The organism is Neorhizobium sp. PAMB6630 (assembly GCF_058242775.1).
On sequence record NZ_CM177836.1, the window covers coordinates 306,973 to 323,367 of the forward strand.

The following is a 16,395-nucleotide window of genomic DNA, read 5'->3' on the forward strand; positions in this document are numbered from 1 at the left end:
CCTCCGATCCGGATCTGCCTGCAGCTTTGTCTTTGCAGTACCGTTGGAGCGAGAGATTGCCGCTTGTGATCTCCCCACCTGTGGGGGAGATGGCCGGCAGGCCAGAGGGGGGCTGGCGTACTCGATGGGGGCCACATCATGACCGCCCTCCTGCTGCGCGACCTGAAACTCTCCATTCGCGCCGGGGGAGGCGCCCTGATCGGCGTGCTGTTCTTCATGACGGTGGTGGCCGTCATTCCCTTTGGCGTCGGGCCGGATCTCAATCTTCTGTCGCGCATCGGCCCGGCCATCGTCTGGATCGGTGCGCTTCTTGCGGCCCTCCTTGGACTTGACCGTCTGTTCCAGACCGAGCGTGAGGATGGCTCGCTCGACCTCCTGTTGATGCAGGAACATCCGCTGGTACTCACCGTGCTGGTCAAGTGCCTGGCGCACTGGCTGGCCAATGTTTTGCCGCTGGTCATTGCCTCGCCGCTGCTTGGCCTGTTCATGAACATGGACGAGGTGGCCATCGGCGCTGTTATGCTGACGCTGCTGGTGGGATCTCCGGCGCTCACCTTCATCGGTGCGGTCGGAGCCGCCGTTGCGGTCACGCTGCCGCGCGGCGGACTGCTCGTCTCCATCCTGGTTCTGCCGCTCTGCGTGCCGGTGCTGATTTTTGGCGTTTCGGCCTCTTATGCGGCGGTGGAAGATCCTGCACCTTTCCTGCCGCCGTTCATGATCCTTGCCGCCATCACGATGTTTTTTGCAGTTCTCGGGCCAGTCGGCGCCGCACTGGCGTTGCGCAATGCCGGGGATTGACTAGAATCAAATCGGCCCGTTGTGCCCGGCCTTAGAAGAGACCCATGACCGAGAGCCTTGCCATCACCAAATTCAGCGATCTTGCCAACCCGACGCGGTTTCTGGCGCTTGCCGCGCGCGTTCTGCCGTGGCTGTCGGCGCTGACGGCGCTGCTTTTTGCCGTCGGGCTTTATCTCGCCTTTTCCACCGAAGGCGATTACCAGCAGGGCGATACGGTGCGCATCATGTATGTACATGTGCCGGCCGCCTGGCTGTCGATGATGTGTTATTCGGTGATGGCGCTGTCGGCCATCGGTACGCTCGTCTGGCGCCATCCGCTGGCCGATGTCAGCCACAAGGCGGCAGCCCCGCTCGGGGCGGCCTTCACGCTGATCGCGCTGGTGACCGGTTCTCTCTGGGGCAAGCCCATGTGGGGCACGTGGTGGGTCTGGGATGCACGGCTCACCTCCGTCTTCGTGCTTTTCCTCATGTATCTCGGCATCATCGCTCTCAACCGGGCGATGGACGATCCCTCGCGCGCGGCGCGCGTCAGCGCCGTCCTGATCCTCGTCGGTTTCGTCAATATTCCGATCATCAAGTTTTCCGTCGACTGGTGGAATACGCTGCACCAGCCGGCAAGCGTCATCCGCCTCGGTGGCCCGACCATCGATGGTGAATTTCTGCGCCCGCTTCTGGTGATGGCGGTGGCGTTCACGCTTCTGTTCTTCACGCTGCATATCATGGCGATCCGCAACGAGATCTGGCGCCGGCGCGTGTCGACGCAGCGCCGCATGGCCGCACGCCTTGCCGGCCGGGAGGGTTGATCCATGGGCCACGCATTTTATGTCTACACATCCTACGGCATTTCCGGAGTCGTGACCTTGGCACTTGTGCTCTGGACGGTGATCGACGGGCGTGCGCGCCGGCGTGAACTTGCCGAACTGGAGGCCGCAGGCCTTCGCCGCCGCTCTGCCGCACCGCTGGCCGAGACACCCCAATCATGAGCACGGCCACTGAGGACAAGAAGCCGGAAGGCCGCCGCAGTGCCTCCCGTTATCTGCTGGCGCTGATCCCGCTTGCGGTGTTTGCGGGCTTTGCCGCGGTGGCCGGGAAGATGCTGTATGACCAGGACGTCAACGGGCTGGACGTGTCAGCCATCCCGTCAGCACTCATCGGCAAGCAGGCTCCGAGACTTTCGCTGCCGCCGCTCGAGGGCTCGCAGACCCCGGCGCTGACGGACGCGGCCATGAAAGGCAAGCTCACCCTCGTCAACGTCTTTGCCTCCTGGTGCGTGCCCTGCCGGCAGGAGCATCCGATGCTGAAGGAGCTTGCGGCCGATAACCGGCTCACCATCGTCGGCATCAACTACAAGGACCGCAATGACAACGCCCTGCGGTTTCTCGGCGAACTCGGCAATCCCTACGATGCAATCGGCGTCGATCCGAACGGCAAGGCCGCCATCGACTGGGGTGTCTACGGCATCCCGGAAAGCTATCTCGTCGGTCCGGATGGCACCATTCTCTACAAGAAGGTTGGCCCTTTCGATGAGCGCAGCGTAACCGACGGCCTGATGCCGGCGATTGAAAAGGCGATGGCAAAACCTGCCACCTGAGTGGCTAAAGCGCGCCCTGCCACGCCCTGATCGCATCCACCGGCCACACCAGCATCAGCACGTTGAGCGTAAGGTTGTCGCGGATGAGGAAGCCGGTCAGGAGTTCGAAGCCGATGGCAAGTGCGACCGTCAGCCAGATCGGCGCGCGGGCGGCAAACAAGAAGCCGAGCGCCATGAACACGGTGTCCATCGCCGAATTCAGGATGCTGTCGCCCTCGTAGCCGACCGCCATGGTGGCGGAGCGGTAACGATCGATGATGATCGGCGAGTTTTCCAGAAGCTCCCAGGCCGCCTCGATCAGGGTGGCAAGCGCCAGACGCTTGCCAAATGAACCCTTGCGCAGCACGGCCCATCCGAGCAGATAAAACAGGAAGCCGTGGATGATGTGGGAGGGTGTATACCAGTCCGACAGGTGTTGCGAATTGCCCGGCGAATTCACGCCCGGTTCGAACAGCTTGATGGTGCCGCAGGAGCAGATCCAGAGCCGCCCCATCAGATGTTCAGACAGGATCTGTGCTGCGAGAATGGCAAGGGCGACGATGAACCAGAAATGTTGCGAGCGTGCCGAAGGGGCAGCCGTCGTCGCGCTCATTTGCCGTCCTCGGTCTTCGGCTGCAGCGAATGTTTCATGATCAGCGGCATCTGGGCGAGTGTGAAGATGATGGTGATCGGCATCGTGCCCCAGACCTTGAAATTGACCCAGACGGCATCGGAAAAATTGCGCCAGACCACTTCGTTGAGGACCGCAAGAAACAGGAAAAAAATGCCCCAGCGCAGCGAAAGCTTGCGCCAGCCTTCATCCGTCAGCTGGAAGGCGGCGTTAAAGACGTAGCCGAGCAGCGATTTTCCGAAAAACAGGCCAACGAGCAGCACCACACCGAACAGCGTGTTGACGATGGTCGGCTTCATCTTGATGAAGGTCTCGTCCTGCAGCCAGATCGACAGGCCGCCGAACACCATAACGACCACGCCCGAAACGAAGGGCATGACCGGCAGGTGCTTGAAAACGATCTTGGAAACAATGAGCGACAGTACGGTGGCCGCCATGAAGAGGCCGGTTGCCACCAGAAGCGGCCCGCCGAGCGCCGACAGCGCCGGGAATTTGCCGATCAGCCATTCGCCGCGCAGGTTGGCGAAGAAGAACACCAGCAGCGGCCCGATCTCCAGGATCAGCTTGAGCGTCGGATGCTCCTTTTCCTGGCGGGTCGGCGTCGTATCGCTTTCAAGGCTCTGCATGGGGCTGGGCTTCATCTCTTGTTGGACCTGTCGATGCAAATCCGGTTTCTGTGTCATCAATGCGTCAGGCCGGCAATGGCGCTTGCAAAGTCCTCGGCCTCAAAAGGCTCCAGATCCTCTACACCCTCGCCGACGCCGATGAAATAGACCGGCAGCTTGTGCTTGGCGGCGATGGCGACCAGAATGCCGCCGCGCGCGGTGCCATCAAGCTTGGTCATGATCAGGCCGCTGACGCCCGCGACATTGCGAAAGATTTCCACCTGGTTCATGGCGTTCTGGCCGGTTGTGGCGTCCAGCGTCTGCAGGACGGTGTGCGGCGCATCGGGATCGAGCTTGCCGAGTACGCGCACGATCTTTTCCAGTTCCGCCATCAGCTCGGCCTTGTTCTGAAGGCGCCCGGCGGTATCGATGATCAGCACGTCGCATTTCTTTTGGCGCGCCTGTTCGAAGGCGTCATAGGCAAGACCTGCCGCATCGGCGCCGAGCTTGGTGCCGATGAATTCGGATTTCGTGCGGTCCGCCCAGATCTTCAGCTGTTCGATGGCGGCGGCGCGAAACGTGTCACCGGCGGCCAGCATCACCTTCAGGCCGGAGCCGGAGAGTTTTGCGGCAAGCTTGCCAATGGTCGTCGTCTTGCCGGTGCCGTTGACGCCGACGACCAGAATGACATGCGGCTTGTGGCTGAGGTCGAGCGCCAGCGGCTTTGCCACCGGCTTCAGAACCTTAGTGATTTCGGTTGCCATGATGCGCGAGACATCCTCGCCGCTCACATCCTTGCCATAACGTTCCGACGACAGCGTATCGGCAATGCGCATGGCGGTTTCGACGCCGAGATCGGCCTGGATCAGCAGGTCTTCCAGCTCCTCCAGCGTCGCCTCGTCCAGCTTTCGCTTGGTGAAGAGGGCAGTGATCTGGCCCGTCAGCTGCGACGAGGTGCGCGAAAGGCCTTCGCGCAGGCGCTGGAACCAGGTGAGTTTTGGACGCGCGACGACGGCGACCGGGACTTCCTCGACGCGGGTGGCAAAGCCCTTGGGCAGGATGATTTCGGCGGGCGGCACATCATTGGCTGGCGTATCTGCCGTGACGCCGACCCCCTCTGCCCTGCCGGGCATCTCCCCCACAAGGGGGGAGATCACGGAGGCATCGTCGAGGCCTGTATTCAATTCCGAATCGATGGCAGGCGTTTCAGCGTCTGACAGGGGATGCGGCGCTAGCCTCAAATCGATCTCCCCCCTTGTGGGGGAGATGCCCGGCAGGGCAGAGGGGGTGGTGTCGCCACCCTCCAGGCCCTCCGCCTCGGCTTCCGCCTGCAGCAGAGAGAGCGGCACCATGCCCATGTCGCCCGGCAGCAGATCGGCAGCCGGCAAAAGCGACGCTTCCTCCTCTTCGGCAAGACCTGCGTCGCCAAGATCATCACCGGCCGGACCGCCGGCGGTGTCCATTTCCAGCCCGTCCACCGGATCGACCGGAGACACGGCAAGATCTTCGGCGCGGGAATGCGGTTCGGTTTCCGTTTGAAGGGCAGCCTGCTCTTCAAGCGTCAAAGTCTCATTGGCTAAGCCATCGGCCGCCTTGTCTTGCGCCGGCGCCTTGTCCTTGCCGAAGGTAAAAACCTTTTTGATGAAGCCGAGCGCCATGAAAAATCCGTTTCGTCACGCCGCGCGGGCGGCGGCAAGCTGCATGTTCAAGTGTTTGCCGTTATGGCCTGTCAACTCCACCTCTACCAGATCCCGTGGGCGAAGGTTTGGCGCGGCAACGACGGAGAAGTTCTCGGTATGGGCGAAACCGTTCATCTCCACAAGGATGCTCTGGCGGGTTCCAACCATCCGGTCGAGATGCGCAAGGTGAAGCGCCTCTCCGGTAACGCGAAGCCGGGCTGCCCGTTCCTTCACCAAGGCCCGGTCCAGCTGCGGCATGCGGGCGGCGGGCGTGCCGGGGCGCGGGCTATAGGGAAAGACGTGCAGGAAGGACAGGCCGCATTCTCTCGCATGGCGCACGGCATTCTCGAACATGTCTTCGGTTTCCGTCGGGAAACCGGCGATCATGTCGGCACCGAATGTCATCTGTGGCCGCAGCGCCCGCACTTTTTCAACGAAAGCCAGCGCATCGTCGCTGGAATGCCGGCGCTTCATGCGCTTCAGGATCATGTCGTCGCCATGCTGCAGCGACAGATGCAGATGCGGCATGAAACGCGGCTCGTCGGCAATCAGGTCGAGCAGATGATCATCTGCCTCGATACTGTCGATGGAGGACAGCCGCAGGCGCAGAATCTCCGGCACCTGCTTCAAGAGGGTTTTTGCCAGGAGCCCAAGCGTCGGCGTGCCCGGAAGGTCGGCGCCAAAACTTGTCGCATCGACGCCCGTGAGCACGATTTCCCGGTAACCGGCTTCCACCAATTTTCGGGCCTGATCCACCACTGATCCCATCGGCACCGAGCGGGAATTGCCGCGACCATAGGGAATGATGCAGAAAGTGCAGCGATGATCGCAGCCGTTCTGCACCTGGATGAAGGCGCGCACATGGCCATCGATGTGCTTCACCATCTGCGGTGCAGTGGCCTTCACGCTCATGATATCGTTGACGCGCAGCTTTTCTTCCGCTGAAACGCCGAAATCCGGCAGCCCTCGATAGGACGCGCTTTTCAGCTTTTCCTCGTTGCCGAGAACCGCATCCACTTCCGGCATTGCGCTGAATGTTGCGGCCTCCGTCTGCGCAGCACATCCGGTCACGATGATGCGGGCATGGGGATTTTCGCGGCGGGCGCGGCGAATGGCCTGGCGCGCCTGGCGCACGGCCTCTCCCGTCACGGCGCAGGTATTGACCAGCACGGCATTGTTCAGCCCGGCCTTTTCAGCCTCGGCGCGCATGACCTCGGATTCATATGTGTTCAGCCGACAGCCGAAGGTGATGACCTCGACGCCGCTCAACGGATACCGGCCTCAGGCTCCGCATCGCGCGTGAAACGGCCGGTGAGAGGGTCGAGATGCCCCGACCATTCCCATTCGGCAGGCCCGGTCATCACCACATGGTCGTCGCCCCGCCAGTCAATGGTCAGCGTGCCGCGATTGGGGCTGGAGGCAACGGTGATCGACACTGTGCGATCCGTCCGCCCGGTGCGCGCGGCGGATACGCCGGCAGCGCAAGCGGCCGAACCGCAGGCCAGCGTCAAACCTGCGCCGCGTTCCCAGGTGCGGGTCACCATCTGCGTTGGCGAAATCACCTGCGCCAGCGTGATGTTGGCCTTTTCCGGAAACATCGGGTGGTTTTCAAGCAGAGGCCCGAACCGGTCGAGATCAAACGTCATCGGGTCACGATCGACCCAGAACACCGCATGCGGATTGCCCATCGACATCGCCGCGGGCGAATGGAGCACGGGCGCATCGATCGGCCCGATCTGCAGCTCGATACGGCTGGTATCGAAAAACTCTTCTGACAGCGGGATCTTGTCCCATTGAAACACCGGCTTTCCCATGTCGACGGAAATCGTGCCGTCTGCATGCTCCTGCGCATTGAGGATGCCGGCAACCGTCTGGAAGGTGAAAGCCTTGCGCCCGCTTTCGACAGACAGCGCCTGCACCACGCAGCGCGTGCCATTGCCGCAGGCCTGCGCCTTCGTGCCATCGCAATTCAGGATATCGATATAGGCATCGGTGCCCGACAGTTTCGGATCATGGATCGCCATGATCTGGTCGAAACCCGTCTCCGCATCGGCAGCCAGTTGAATGGCGGCCTGCGGGGTGACGTGATCTTTGCGGCCGCGCATGTCCACAACGAGGATCTTGTTGCCAAGCCCGTTCATCTTTGCAAATTCGACCGTGTTATTCATGACGTCACCCATCCGGCGCGTTTTTCGACGCCGCTTGCGGCCTATATGGCGGAAAAACGCCCTGATTTAAAGAGGCGGGCGCGATCCGCTAGCCACCGCGACGCCGCTCGATGCAGGGCGCCATCACGCAGAGCAGTTCAAACAGGATGTTGGCGCCGGCAAGCGCCGTCATGCCGGCCAGATCGAAGGGCGGTGCAACCTCCACCACATCGGCGCCAACGATATCGACACCGGCCAACAGACGCACCAGCGCCTGCGCCTCGCGGGTGGAAAAACCGCCGATCTCAGGCGTGCCGGTGCCTGGCGCCATCGAGGGGTCGATGCTGTCGATGTCGAAGGTGACATAGGTCGGACCGGTGCCGGCAATCGCGCGGGCTTCTTCCATCACGGAGGCTGCGCCACGCTCGACGAATTCCTCCATATAGATGATGCGGATGCCCTGGCTTTTGGCCCAGTCATGGTCGGTCGTGTCATAGATCGAGCCGCGAATGCCGATCTGCACCATGCGTTTCGGGTCGAGCAGGCCTTCCTCGATGGCGCGGCGGAAGGGCGTGCCGTGGGTGTAGCGATTGCCACCGAAATAGCTGTCATTGGTATCGGTATGGGCATCGAAATGGATGAGGCCGACCGGGCGGCTTTTGGCGACCGCCCGCAGCACCGGCAGCGTCGTCAGGTGATCGCCACCGACGGCAAGCGGCAGCGCGCCGGCGGCAACAATCGCGGCAATGCCGGCTTCGATGCGGGTAAGACCATCCATGAGGTCGATGGGGTTGACCGAGACATCGCCGACATCGGCGACATTGGCGATGGAAAACGGCTCGACGCCGGAGACATGATGCACGCGCCGGATAAGGCTTGACTGGTTGCGCACCTCGCGCGGCCCATGGCGGGCGCCCGCCCGGTTCGTTGTGCCGCCATCCCAGGGAATGCCGACCAGCGCGATATCGAGACCATCCGCAGAAGTGACCGCCGGCAGGCGCATGAAGGTGGAGTGGCCGGCAAAACGCGGCACTTCGGCGGCATCGACAGGTTGGTAAAATTGCGCACTCACGGGGGACGGCTCCAATGCAATCAGGATGAAGGCGGGCGAAAGAATGCCCGCCTTCAATGGAGCAGAGGCGGAGGCGGCTGTAAATGCTGCAACGCGACATATGCTGTCTGCCGTGTCGAAGCACCGGCGCCGGGCCGCCGGGACAGCGGACCGCTAGTCGGCAACAACAGGCATGTAGAGATCGCCGCCTTCGCGGTATTTCGCCGCCATCGCTTCCAGCCCCTCCTTTTGCGCCTCGGCGCGGATATCGTGGGAGATCCGCATGGAGCAGAATTTCGGGCCGCACATGGAGCAGAAATGCGCCACCTTGTGCGCCTCCTTCGGCAGGGTCTCGTCATGCATGGAGCGGGCCGTTTCCGGATCGAGCGAGAGGTTGAACTGGTCCTCCCAGCGGAATTCAAAGCGGGCGCGTGACAGTGCATCATCGCGCAATTGTGCGGCCGGATGCCCCTTGGCGAGATCGGCGGCATGGGCCGCGATCTTGTAGGTGATGACGCCGACCTTCACGTCATTGCGGTCGGGAAGGCCGAGATGCTCCTTTGGCGTGACGTAACACAGCATGGCGGTGCCGAACCAACCGATCATGGCTGCCCCGATGGCAGACGTGATGTGATCGTAACCCGGCGCGATATCGGTGGTCAGCGGCCCCAGCGTATAGAAGGGCGCCTCGCCGCAGGTTTTCAGCTGCTTGTCCATGTTTTCCTTGATCTTGTGCATCGGCACGTGGCCGGGGCCCTCGATCATCACCTGGCAGTCCTTTTCCCAGGCGATTTTTGTCAACTCGCCGAGCGTTTCAAGTTCGGCAAATTGTGCGGCATCATTGGCATCGGCAATCGATCCCGGGCGCAGCCCATCGCCCAGCGAAAACGAAACGTCATAGGCGCGGGCGATGTCGCAGATCTCGTCAAAATGCTCGTAGAGAAAACTTTCCTTGTGATGGTGCAGGCACCACTTGGCCATGATCGAGCCGCCGCGCGAGACGATGCCGGTGACGCGGTTGACGGTGAGATGGATATAGGAAAGCCGCACGCCGGCATGGATGGTGAAATAATCGACGCCCTGTTCGGCCTGTTCGATCAGTGTGTCGCGATAGACCTCCCAGCTCAGGTCTTCGGCGATACCGCCGACCTTTTCCAGCGCCTGATAGAGCGGCACGGTGCCGATCGGCACCGGCGCATTGCGGATGATCCAGTCGCGGATATTGTGGATGTTGCGCCCGGTCGACAGGTCCATCACCGTATCGGCGCCCCAGCGGATGGCCCAAACCATCTTTTCCACCTCCTCCGCCATGGACGAAGTCACGGCGGAATTGCCGATATTGGCATTGATCTTGACGAGGAAATTGCGGCCGATCACCATCGGCTCCAGTTCCGGGTGGTTGATATTGGCGGGAATGATCGCGCGACCCGCCGCCACTTCGGCGCGCACGAATTCCGGCGTGACATGGTCTGGAATATGGGCGCCAAAGCTTTCGCCATCACGGACCAGCGCTTCCTGTGCTGCCTTGCGGCCAAGGTTTTCGCGAATGGCGACGAATTCCATTTCCGGTGTGATGATGCCCGCGCGGGCATAGGCCAGCTGCGTGACGGCCTTGCCGCCCCGCGCCCGCAGGGGAGAGTGGCGCACGGGAAATTCCGGCGTCAGCCTGTCGCCGCTGACGAAACCGTTGTCGGCCGCACTCACCGGGCGGCCCTCGTAAGCTTCCACATCGCCGCGCGCCATCAGCCAGTCGTGTCGCGGGCGGGTGAGACCGGTATCGATGGCGATGGTGGCCGATGGGTCAGTGTAAGGGCCGGAGGCGTCGTAGACATGGACCGGCGGTTCGCCGGCTGTCGGGTGCAGCGCGATCTGGCGCAGCGGCACGCGCAGATCGGGATAGAGGTCTCCGGAAAGGTGGATCTTGGTCGAGGCCGGCAGCGGGCCGGTGGTGACTTCGGGGGTGGGAAAAGGTCGGGCAATGTTCATCGTGAGGCTCCAAGGGTTGGAGACCCAGTCATGTCAGCCGGAAAGATGGAGAAACGCCTGCCGCGATCCTGCAAGACAGGATTTGTGGCATCTGCAGCGCGCACCGTCCCTACGCCAGTATGAACTGGATCAGGTTCAACGGGTCACTGCGCTGCCTTTTTCAAAGCCCAGCAGTATCTCAGCCCCTTGGCGGGACCCCCCTGGTGAATGCGAGGGAGTGTCGGCAAAGATCGTCGGCATGTCAATGCACCAGCCGCAAGGCCTTTATGCCTTCGGGCGCTTGCGGTTCGATTGGTTTTCAAGAGGGGGAGGGGAGGCCCGGCCGAAGATGTTGGGGGGCTGGGGGTAAGGTCAACACGTCCAGCCGGGCCAAATGGCGCACCGCGCCAACTGTCGAGCGTCAACTTGCTCACCAATTTCGGCAGTGTTTTGTCCAAAATCGGGCAGAAGAAGAGAATTGTCAGGGCAGGCGGCAACTCCTGCTGCCTGTGCCTTTTGCATGGCCTGCCGGGTTGATTTTTTCACCGGCTGAGGCACACTGTCATTCCAGTGTTACATGGCGTTGGGAGCATTGATGACCGATCAGCCAGATGTTTACGGACGCGACCGCACCCCTGAAGGGTCCGTGGTCGTTGAACTTAACCAGTACCGCCAGAACAGCGATCCGATCCCCATCACCTTCCATCGGCGCGAGCTGGATGCGATCCTGCGCATCTACGGCCGCATGGTGGGCGAGGGCGAATGGAAGGATTATGCGATCGATCACCTGAAGGACAAGGCGGTGTTTTCGATCTTCAAACGCTCCGGCGAAATGCCGCTCTACCGCATCGAGAAAAACCCCAAGCTTGCGGGAAAGCAGGGCGCGTTCAGTGTTCTCAACACCCATGGCATGATCCTGAAGCGCGGCCATGAGCTGCCGCAGGTGCTGAAGGTGTTCGACAAGGTGCTGAAGCTCGTCGATTGATTTTTTTCGCGCACTCAGGGCAGGGTACTGCCCGATGGGAGACTGGTGCTGATCAGCCCTTGAACAGCGTGCCGGGATAAGTCTCGGCGTCCGGATCGCTTGTGGTGCCCTCGCCGAGATCCCGCTGCATGAAGATCGTGTCCAGCCATGCGCCGTGCTTGTAGCCGGTGCCTTTCATCGTGCCGACCATCGTGAAGCCCAGCGCTGTGTGAAGCGCAACGGATGCCGCACTTGCGCCGCCGATGACGGCTGCCATCTGGCGAAAACCGAGCGCTGTCGAGCGCGTGATAAGCTCTGTGAGCAACGTTTTGCCGACGCCGCGGCCTCGGGCCTCCGGTGCGAGATAGATCGAATCCTCCACCAGCCAGCGATAGGCGGGACGGGTGCGGAACGCGGATGCATAGGCATAACCGAGCAATCTGCCGGCCTCGTCTTCGGCGGCGATATAGGGATAGCCTTTTTCAGTCACGGCCTCGAAACGGGCGCGCATTTCAGCCTCGTCTGGTGCTGAGATTTCGTAGCTTGCCGAGCCGTAGAGAACGCTCTCCCGGTAGATGTCTGTGATGCCGGGAATGTCGGAAAGGGTGACGTCGCGTAGGCGCAAGGACATGAAAACACTGCCGGTTCAGGTGAGACTATGCGACAGTAAGGTGCCGGGCATCCCCTTGCAAGATGCTGGTCTTCCCCCGCCGGGCAACAGAAAAGGCGGCCCGTGAGAGCCGCCTTCGATTGTCTGCCTGTCTGGCTGATTAGTTGTTCCGGTTGCCCAGGAACTGCAGCAGGAACATGAAGAGGTTGATGAAGTCGAGGTAAAGCGTCAGCGCGCCCATGATTGCCTTGCGGCCCATCACGGCTGCATCGTCGCCATCGAAATACATTTCCTTGATCTTCTGCGTGTCATAGGCGGTGAGGCCCGCGAAGATCAGCACGCCGAGCACCGAAACCGCAAAGGACAGGGCCGACGAAGCAAGGAAGATGTTGACGACAGAGGCGATGATCAGGCCGAAGAGACCCATGATCAGGAACGAGCCCATGGCCGTCAGGTCACGCTTCGTGGTGTAGCCGTAAAGCGACAGGGCACCGAAGGAGGCAGCCGTCACGAAGAAGGTCTGCACGATGCTCTGGCCCGTATAGACCAGGAAGATCGAGGACAGCGACAGGCCCATCAGGCCGGCATAGACCCAAAAGGCCGTCTGTGCTGCCGCAATGCTCATCTTGTTGATGCGGTAGCTCAGGAAAAAGACCATTCCGAGCGGCGCCAGCATCACCACCCAGCGCAGGGGGCTGGCATAAAGCGCGGTACCCAAGGCCGTCAGCTGGCCGTTATCGACAGCAAGCTGCCACGTGCCGAACGAGGCAAGGCCGGTGATCAGAAGACCAAGCGCCATCAGGTTGTAGACCTTCAACATATAGGTGCGAAGGCCCTGGTCGATCATTTCGGCAGAACCCGCACGTGCCTGGGCAGCGCGGTTCTGGAAGTTGTACGGTTCAGACATTTTTGTCCTCTTAAAGCTTCGGTGTTGCTACGGTGTCGAGGTCGTTAAAACCCCTGGCGCCGCTGCGAAGCTCAGCAAGCCTATGACAAATATGCGGACATATGGCTTTTCGTTCAAGTGCTCGCCGCCCGATTCGGCAAGGTGACGAAAATTTAATCCGCGGGAGCGCCCGTTGCGCAGTTCTTCGCCATCAAAGCTCGCGCAGCACGGGGGCTGCCTTCTGGCCGAGAATGCGCCATGTGCCGGCAAGGCCGATACCGACAGTCAGAACCAGCGCGGAGACGAGCGTGATCACCGCGACATCCGGCATGAAGGTTGCCGGCAGCTTCATGATACGAGACACCACGAACCAGGCTGCACCCGTTCCGGCAAACAGCGCAAAGACAGCGGTTGCAAACCCGAGGATCATGTATTCGTACGAGAAAGCACGCATCAGCATGCTGCGCGTGCCGCCCAGCGTCTTCAGGATCACCGCATCATGGGTGCGCGCCCGGTTGCCGGAGGCAAGCGCACCGGCAAGCACCAGCACCGAGGCGATAAGGGCAACGGCTGCCGCCGCCCGAATGGCCGTTGCAAGCTGGCCAACCAGCTGCTCGGCAATGTCGAGCGCGTCCTTCACCCGCACGCTTGTTATCGTTGGATAGGCATTGGTGACGGCGCGCAGGATCGCACCCTCTTGCGCCGGCGTGGCGCTGGGGTCGGTCAGCGTCGCAAGCCACGCATGCGGCGCGCCGCGAAACATGTTGGGCGAAAACACCATGACGAAATTGATCGAAAGAGAGCGCCATTCGATCTGGCGGAAATTGGCGATGCGCGCGGTGATGTTGCGGCCGAGCACGTTGACAGTCACGGCGTCGCCGATCTTCAGGCCAAGTTCGCCGGCCTCTTCGGCTGAAAACGACACGAGCGGTTCGCCGCTATAGTTTTCCGGCCACCATTCTCCTTGCGTGATCGTCGCATTGGCTGGCAGTTTTTCGTCATAGGTAATGCCACGGTCGCCGCGCAGCACCCAGCGTCCGCCCGGCGGCACGTTCATCTGGCTGACATCCTGTCCGTTGAACGAGAGGATGCGTCCGCGCAGCATCGGCACCTGGGTAATCTCGCCTTGCGGTGCCTGCTGCTTCAGGATGTTGACGAAGCCTTCGCGCTCGCTGCCCTGGATATCGACGAAAAAGAAGTTCGGCGCCTGCTGCATCATGGTGCCGGAGAGTTGCCGGCGCAGGTTTCCGTCAATGAGGGCAAGGGTGACGAGAAGTGCCAGCCCAAGGCCGAGCGACAGAACGACGGATGGCGTCAGCGCACCCGGACGGTGGATATTGCCGATGGCAAGCCGGAGCGCCGGTGAATTGACGCGCGGGCTGCGCCGGGCAAGGGCGGCAATGCCGGCTGCCACGAAGCGCAGGAGCACGAAAGCGGCGGCCACGGCGCCGAGAAAAACGACGGCGATATAGCGTTCTTCAGAGGAGAAGATGGCAAGGGCGGCAAGCGCTGCGAGCGCGCCGCCACCGGCCAGAAGATAAGGCCAGGAAGGCAGCCCGGTCTGGTCGAAACTCTGTTCGCGAAACAGGGCCGTTGCCGGCACATCGCGGGCATGGCCAAGCGGAAGCACGGCAAAGGCAAAGGTGGTGAGAAAACCGAAGAGAGCGGCAAGGCCCAGCGCTGACGGATAAAACGCGGTTTCCGCCGGCACCGGCAGCACGTCGCGCAGGAAGCCCAGCGCCACGAATGGCGCAATCGCACCGATCACCAGGCCGATCGCGATGCCAACGGCACCGATCAACAGGATCTGGAACAGATAGATCAGGGTGACGACGAAGGCCGGCGCGCCGAGGCATTTGAAGGTGGCGATGGTGGTGCGCTTGGCATCGAGAAAGGCACGCACCGCATTGGCAACGCCGACACCGCCGACGATGAGCGCGGTGAGGCCCACGAGGGTCAGGAACTGCGAGAAGCGGTCGACATTTTCGGTGAGCGACGGCGCGGCGCGGTCTGCCGTGCGAATGGACCAGCCGGCTGCGGGAAATTGCTTGTTGGCAATCGCTGCAATCCCGGATCGTGCTGACGGACGCTCTAGCTTGATCTTATAGGCATGTTCGACAAGGCTGCCGGTTTGCACGAGGCCGGAGGCGAAAAGGGCGTCGCGGCTTAGCATCAGGCGCGGCGCAAAGCCAAAGCCTTCTGAAAGCGCATCCGGCTCTGTCACCAGCGTTGCGGTGATGCGGATGCGGGCATTGCCCAGCAGCATCTCGTCGCCCACTTTTACGCCAAGGCGCTCCAGTAGCAGCGGTGCTGCAATGGCGCCATAGACGTTCGCCTCTTCGCCCAAAAGGTCCGACAGCGGCCGGGCCGGTTCTGTCACCAGCGTGCCGTAGAGAGGGTAGGCGCCATCGACGGCTTTCGCCTCGACCAATGCCTGCTGCGAGCCATCGGGCAGGCGGGCCATGGAGCGCAGGCCGGTGGATACGGCAACCTTGCCCAAACCATCCAGGAAGGCGCGTTCGTCGGGCGTTGCCTCGCGGTTGTTCAGCTCGAAGCGCACGTCGCCGGCCAGCAGCGCCTGCCCCTGCGTCGCGATGGCTCCGGTGATGGCGCGCGAGACGGAATTGACGGCGGCAATGGCGCCGGTGCCAAGCGCGATGCAGGCCAAAAAGATGTAGAAGCCGGAAAGGCCGCCGCGCAGTTCGCGCAGGGCAAGTTTTAGCGCAATCGAGAGGCGGGAAAACGTCACGGCCATCATGCAAAGGCCGCCGCAGGTGAGGCCGACATTGCGCTGTCGGTTGCGATCTCACCGGAGCGGACGCGGATCTGGCGGGTGCAGCGGGCGGCAAGGGCATTGTCATGCGTCACCAGCAGCAGCGTCATGCCGCGCTCGGCCTGTTTGGCAAATAGAAGATCGGCGATCTGGCGTCCGGTCTCGGTGTCGAGATTGCCGGTGGGTTCGTCGGCAATCAGCACGGCGGGTGAGGGGGCAAGGGCGCGGGCGATGGCGACGCGTTGCTGTTCACCGCCGGACAGTTGGCCGGGATAATGCGACAGGCGCTCGCCAAGGCCAACGGCTGCAAGTTCGGCACGCGCAATGTCGAAGGCGTTTTTGACATTGGCCAGCTCCAGCGGCACGGCCACGTTTTCCAGCGCGGTCATGTTGGCGATGAGATGGAAGGACTGGAAGACGATGCCGATGTTCTTGCCGCGAAAATCGGCCAGCGCATCTTCGCTGAGCGCATGAAGCGGCGTGTCCCGAATGGTGATTTCGCCGCTGTCGAGCCGTTCGAGGCCAGCCAGAACCATTAGCAGTGTCGACTTGCCGGAGCCGGACGGGCCAACAATGCCGACCGCCTCTCCCCGCCGGATATCCAGATCGATGCCCTTCAGCACATGCACGGAGGCGGCCGCATTCCCAAGGGTCAGATCCGCCTTCTTCAATGCGATGATGGTTTCAGTCACGGCAAAGCACCCTATATTGGCGGA

16 protein-coding genes and 1 riboswitch are annotated in these 16,395 nt (G+C 62.0%); of the genes, 5 read left to right on the forward strand and 11 right to left on the reverse strand.

The genetic code is table 11. From position 1 onward, the window contains the following. Window positions 1-138: 138 nt before the first annotated feature. From ccmB to AC4CWF_RS01395, 4 genes are read left to right on the forward strand one after another with little or no spacing between them, the layout of a single operon-like run. Complete coding sequence (gene ccmB, locus AC4CWF_RS01380; RefSeq protein ID WP_491283351.1) at window positions 139-798, forward strand: heme exporter protein CcmB; 660 nt, start codon at window positions 139-141, stop codon at window positions 796-798. Window positions 799-842: 44 nt separating this feature from the next. Further along, window positions 843-1,601, forward strand: a complete 759-nt coding sequence (locus tag AC4CWF_RS01385) for a heme ABC transporter permease (protein ID WP_491283352.1) — start codon at window positions 843-845, stop codon at window positions 1,599-1,601. Between the two features lie 3 nt (window positions 1,602-1,604). After that, entirely contained in the window at window positions 1,605-1,781 is a 177-nt protein-coding gene (gene ccmD / locus AC4CWF_RS01390) for a heme exporter protein CcmD (RefSeq protein ID WP_491283354.1), read from the forward strand. Beyond that, window positions 1,778-2,389, forward strand: coding sequence for a DsbE family thiol:disulfide interchange protein (locus tag AC4CWF_RS01395; protein WP_491283356.1), 612 nt, complete (start codon window positions 1,778-1,780; stop codon window positions 2,387-2,389). Before ccmD ends, AC4CWF_RS01395 begins: the two co-directional genes overlap by 4 nt. A gap of 4 nt (window positions 2,390-2,393) precedes the next feature. Here the strand turns inward: AC4CWF_RS01395 and AC4CWF_RS01400 are convergent, their stop codons facing one another. The 7 genes from AC4CWF_RS01400 to thiC form a co-directional block, all read right to left on the reverse strand. After that, window positions 2,394-2,981, reverse strand: coding sequence for a DUF2585 domain-containing protein (locus AC4CWF_RS01400; RefSeq protein ID WP_491283357.1), 588 nt, complete (start codon window positions 2,979-2,981; stop codon window positions 2,394-2,396). Continuing rightward, complete coding sequence (locus AC4CWF_RS01405) at window positions 2,978-3,625, reverse strand: septation protein A (RefSeq protein WP_491283358.1); 648 nt, start codon at window positions 3,623-3,625, stop codon at window positions 2,978-2,980. Before AC4CWF_RS01405 ends, AC4CWF_RS01400 begins: the two co-directional genes overlap by 4 nt. 56 nt (window positions 3,626-3,681) lie before the next feature. Next, window positions 3,682-5,262 (reverse strand): signal recognition particle-docking protein FtsY, encoded by a 1,581-nt coding sequence (gene ftsY / locus AC4CWF_RS01410; RefSeq protein WP_491283359.1) that lies wholly within the window; start codon window positions 5,260-5,262, stop codon window positions 3,682-3,684. A 15-nt stretch (window positions 5,263-5,277) separates the two neighbouring features. Next, window positions 5,278-6,552: a tRNA (N(6)-L-threonylcarbamoyladenosine(37)-C(2))-methylthiotransferase MtaB gene (gene mtaB, locus AC4CWF_RS01415; protein ID WP_491283360.1), complete on the reverse strand. Its 1,275-nt coding sequence runs from the start codon at window positions 6,550-6,552 to the stop codon at window positions 5,278-5,280. Then, entirely contained in the window at window positions 6,549-7,451 is a 903-nt protein-coding gene (gene dapF / locus AC4CWF_RS01420) for a diaminopimelate epimerase (protein ID WP_491283361.1), read from the reverse strand. Before dapF ends, mtaB begins: the two co-directional genes overlap by 4 nt. Window positions 7,452-7,539: 88 nt before the next feature. Next, window positions 7,540-8,502, reverse strand: a complete 963-nt coding sequence (gene speB, locus AC4CWF_RS01425) for an agmatinase (protein ID WP_491283362.1) — start codon at window positions 8,500-8,502, stop codon at window positions 7,540-7,542. Between the two features lie 153 nt (window positions 8,503-8,655). After that, on the reverse strand, window positions 8,656-10,467 hold the full coding sequence (thiC, locus tag AC4CWF_RS01430) for a phosphomethylpyrimidine synthase ThiC (protein WP_491283363.1): 1,812 nt from the start codon (window positions 10,465-10,467) through the stop codon (window positions 8,656-8,658). 88 nt (window positions 10,468-10,555) lie between these two features. Continuing rightward, a riboswitch (TPP riboswitch) is annotated at window positions 10,556-10,679 on the reverse strand. Between the two features lie 362 nt (window positions 10,680-11,041). Here thiC and AC4CWF_RS01435 point away from each other — a divergent pair. After that, window positions 11,042-11,431: a DUF2794 domain-containing protein gene (locus tag AC4CWF_RS01435; protein ID WP_491283364.1), complete on the forward strand. Its 390-nt coding sequence runs from the start codon at window positions 11,042-11,044 to the stop codon at window positions 11,429-11,431. A gap of 52 nt (window positions 11,432-11,483) precedes the next feature. Here the strand turns inward: AC4CWF_RS01435 and AC4CWF_RS01440 are convergent, their stop codons facing one another. The 4 genes from AC4CWF_RS01440 to AC4CWF_RS01455 all read right to left on the reverse strand — a co-directional run bounded on the left by AC4CWF_RS01440 (window position 11,484) and on the right by AC4CWF_RS01455 (window position 16,371). Further along, window positions 11,484-12,041 carry a GNAT family N-acetyltransferase gene (locus AC4CWF_RS01440; protein ID WP_491283365.1) on the reverse strand — a complete coding sequence of 186 codons (558 nt, stop codon included), beginning with the start codon at window positions 12,039-12,041 and terminating at the stop codon, window positions 11,484-11,486. Window positions 12,042-12,180: 139 nt separating this feature from the next. Further along, a complete protein-coding gene (locus tag AC4CWF_RS01445) occupies window positions 12,181-12,867 on the reverse strand; it encodes a Bax inhibitor-1/YccA family protein (protein ID WP_491285141.1) in 687 nt (228 codons plus the stop codon). A gap of 250 nt (window positions 12,868-13,117) precedes the next feature. Next, window positions 13,118-15,661: an ABC transporter permease gene (locus tag AC4CWF_RS01450; RefSeq protein WP_491285142.1), complete on the reverse strand. Its 2,544-nt coding sequence runs from the start codon at window positions 15,659-15,661 to the stop codon at window positions 13,118-13,120. Continuing rightward, the gene (locus AC4CWF_RS01455; protein WP_491283366.1) at window positions 15,661-16,371 is read right to left on the reverse strand and encodes an ABC transporter ATP-binding protein; all 711 of its coding nucleotides are present in this window, start codon (window positions 16,369-16,371) and stop codon (window positions 15,661-15,663) included. Before AC4CWF_RS01455 ends, AC4CWF_RS01450 begins: the two co-directional genes overlap by 1 nt. Window positions 16,372-16,395 lie beyond the last annotated feature (24 nt).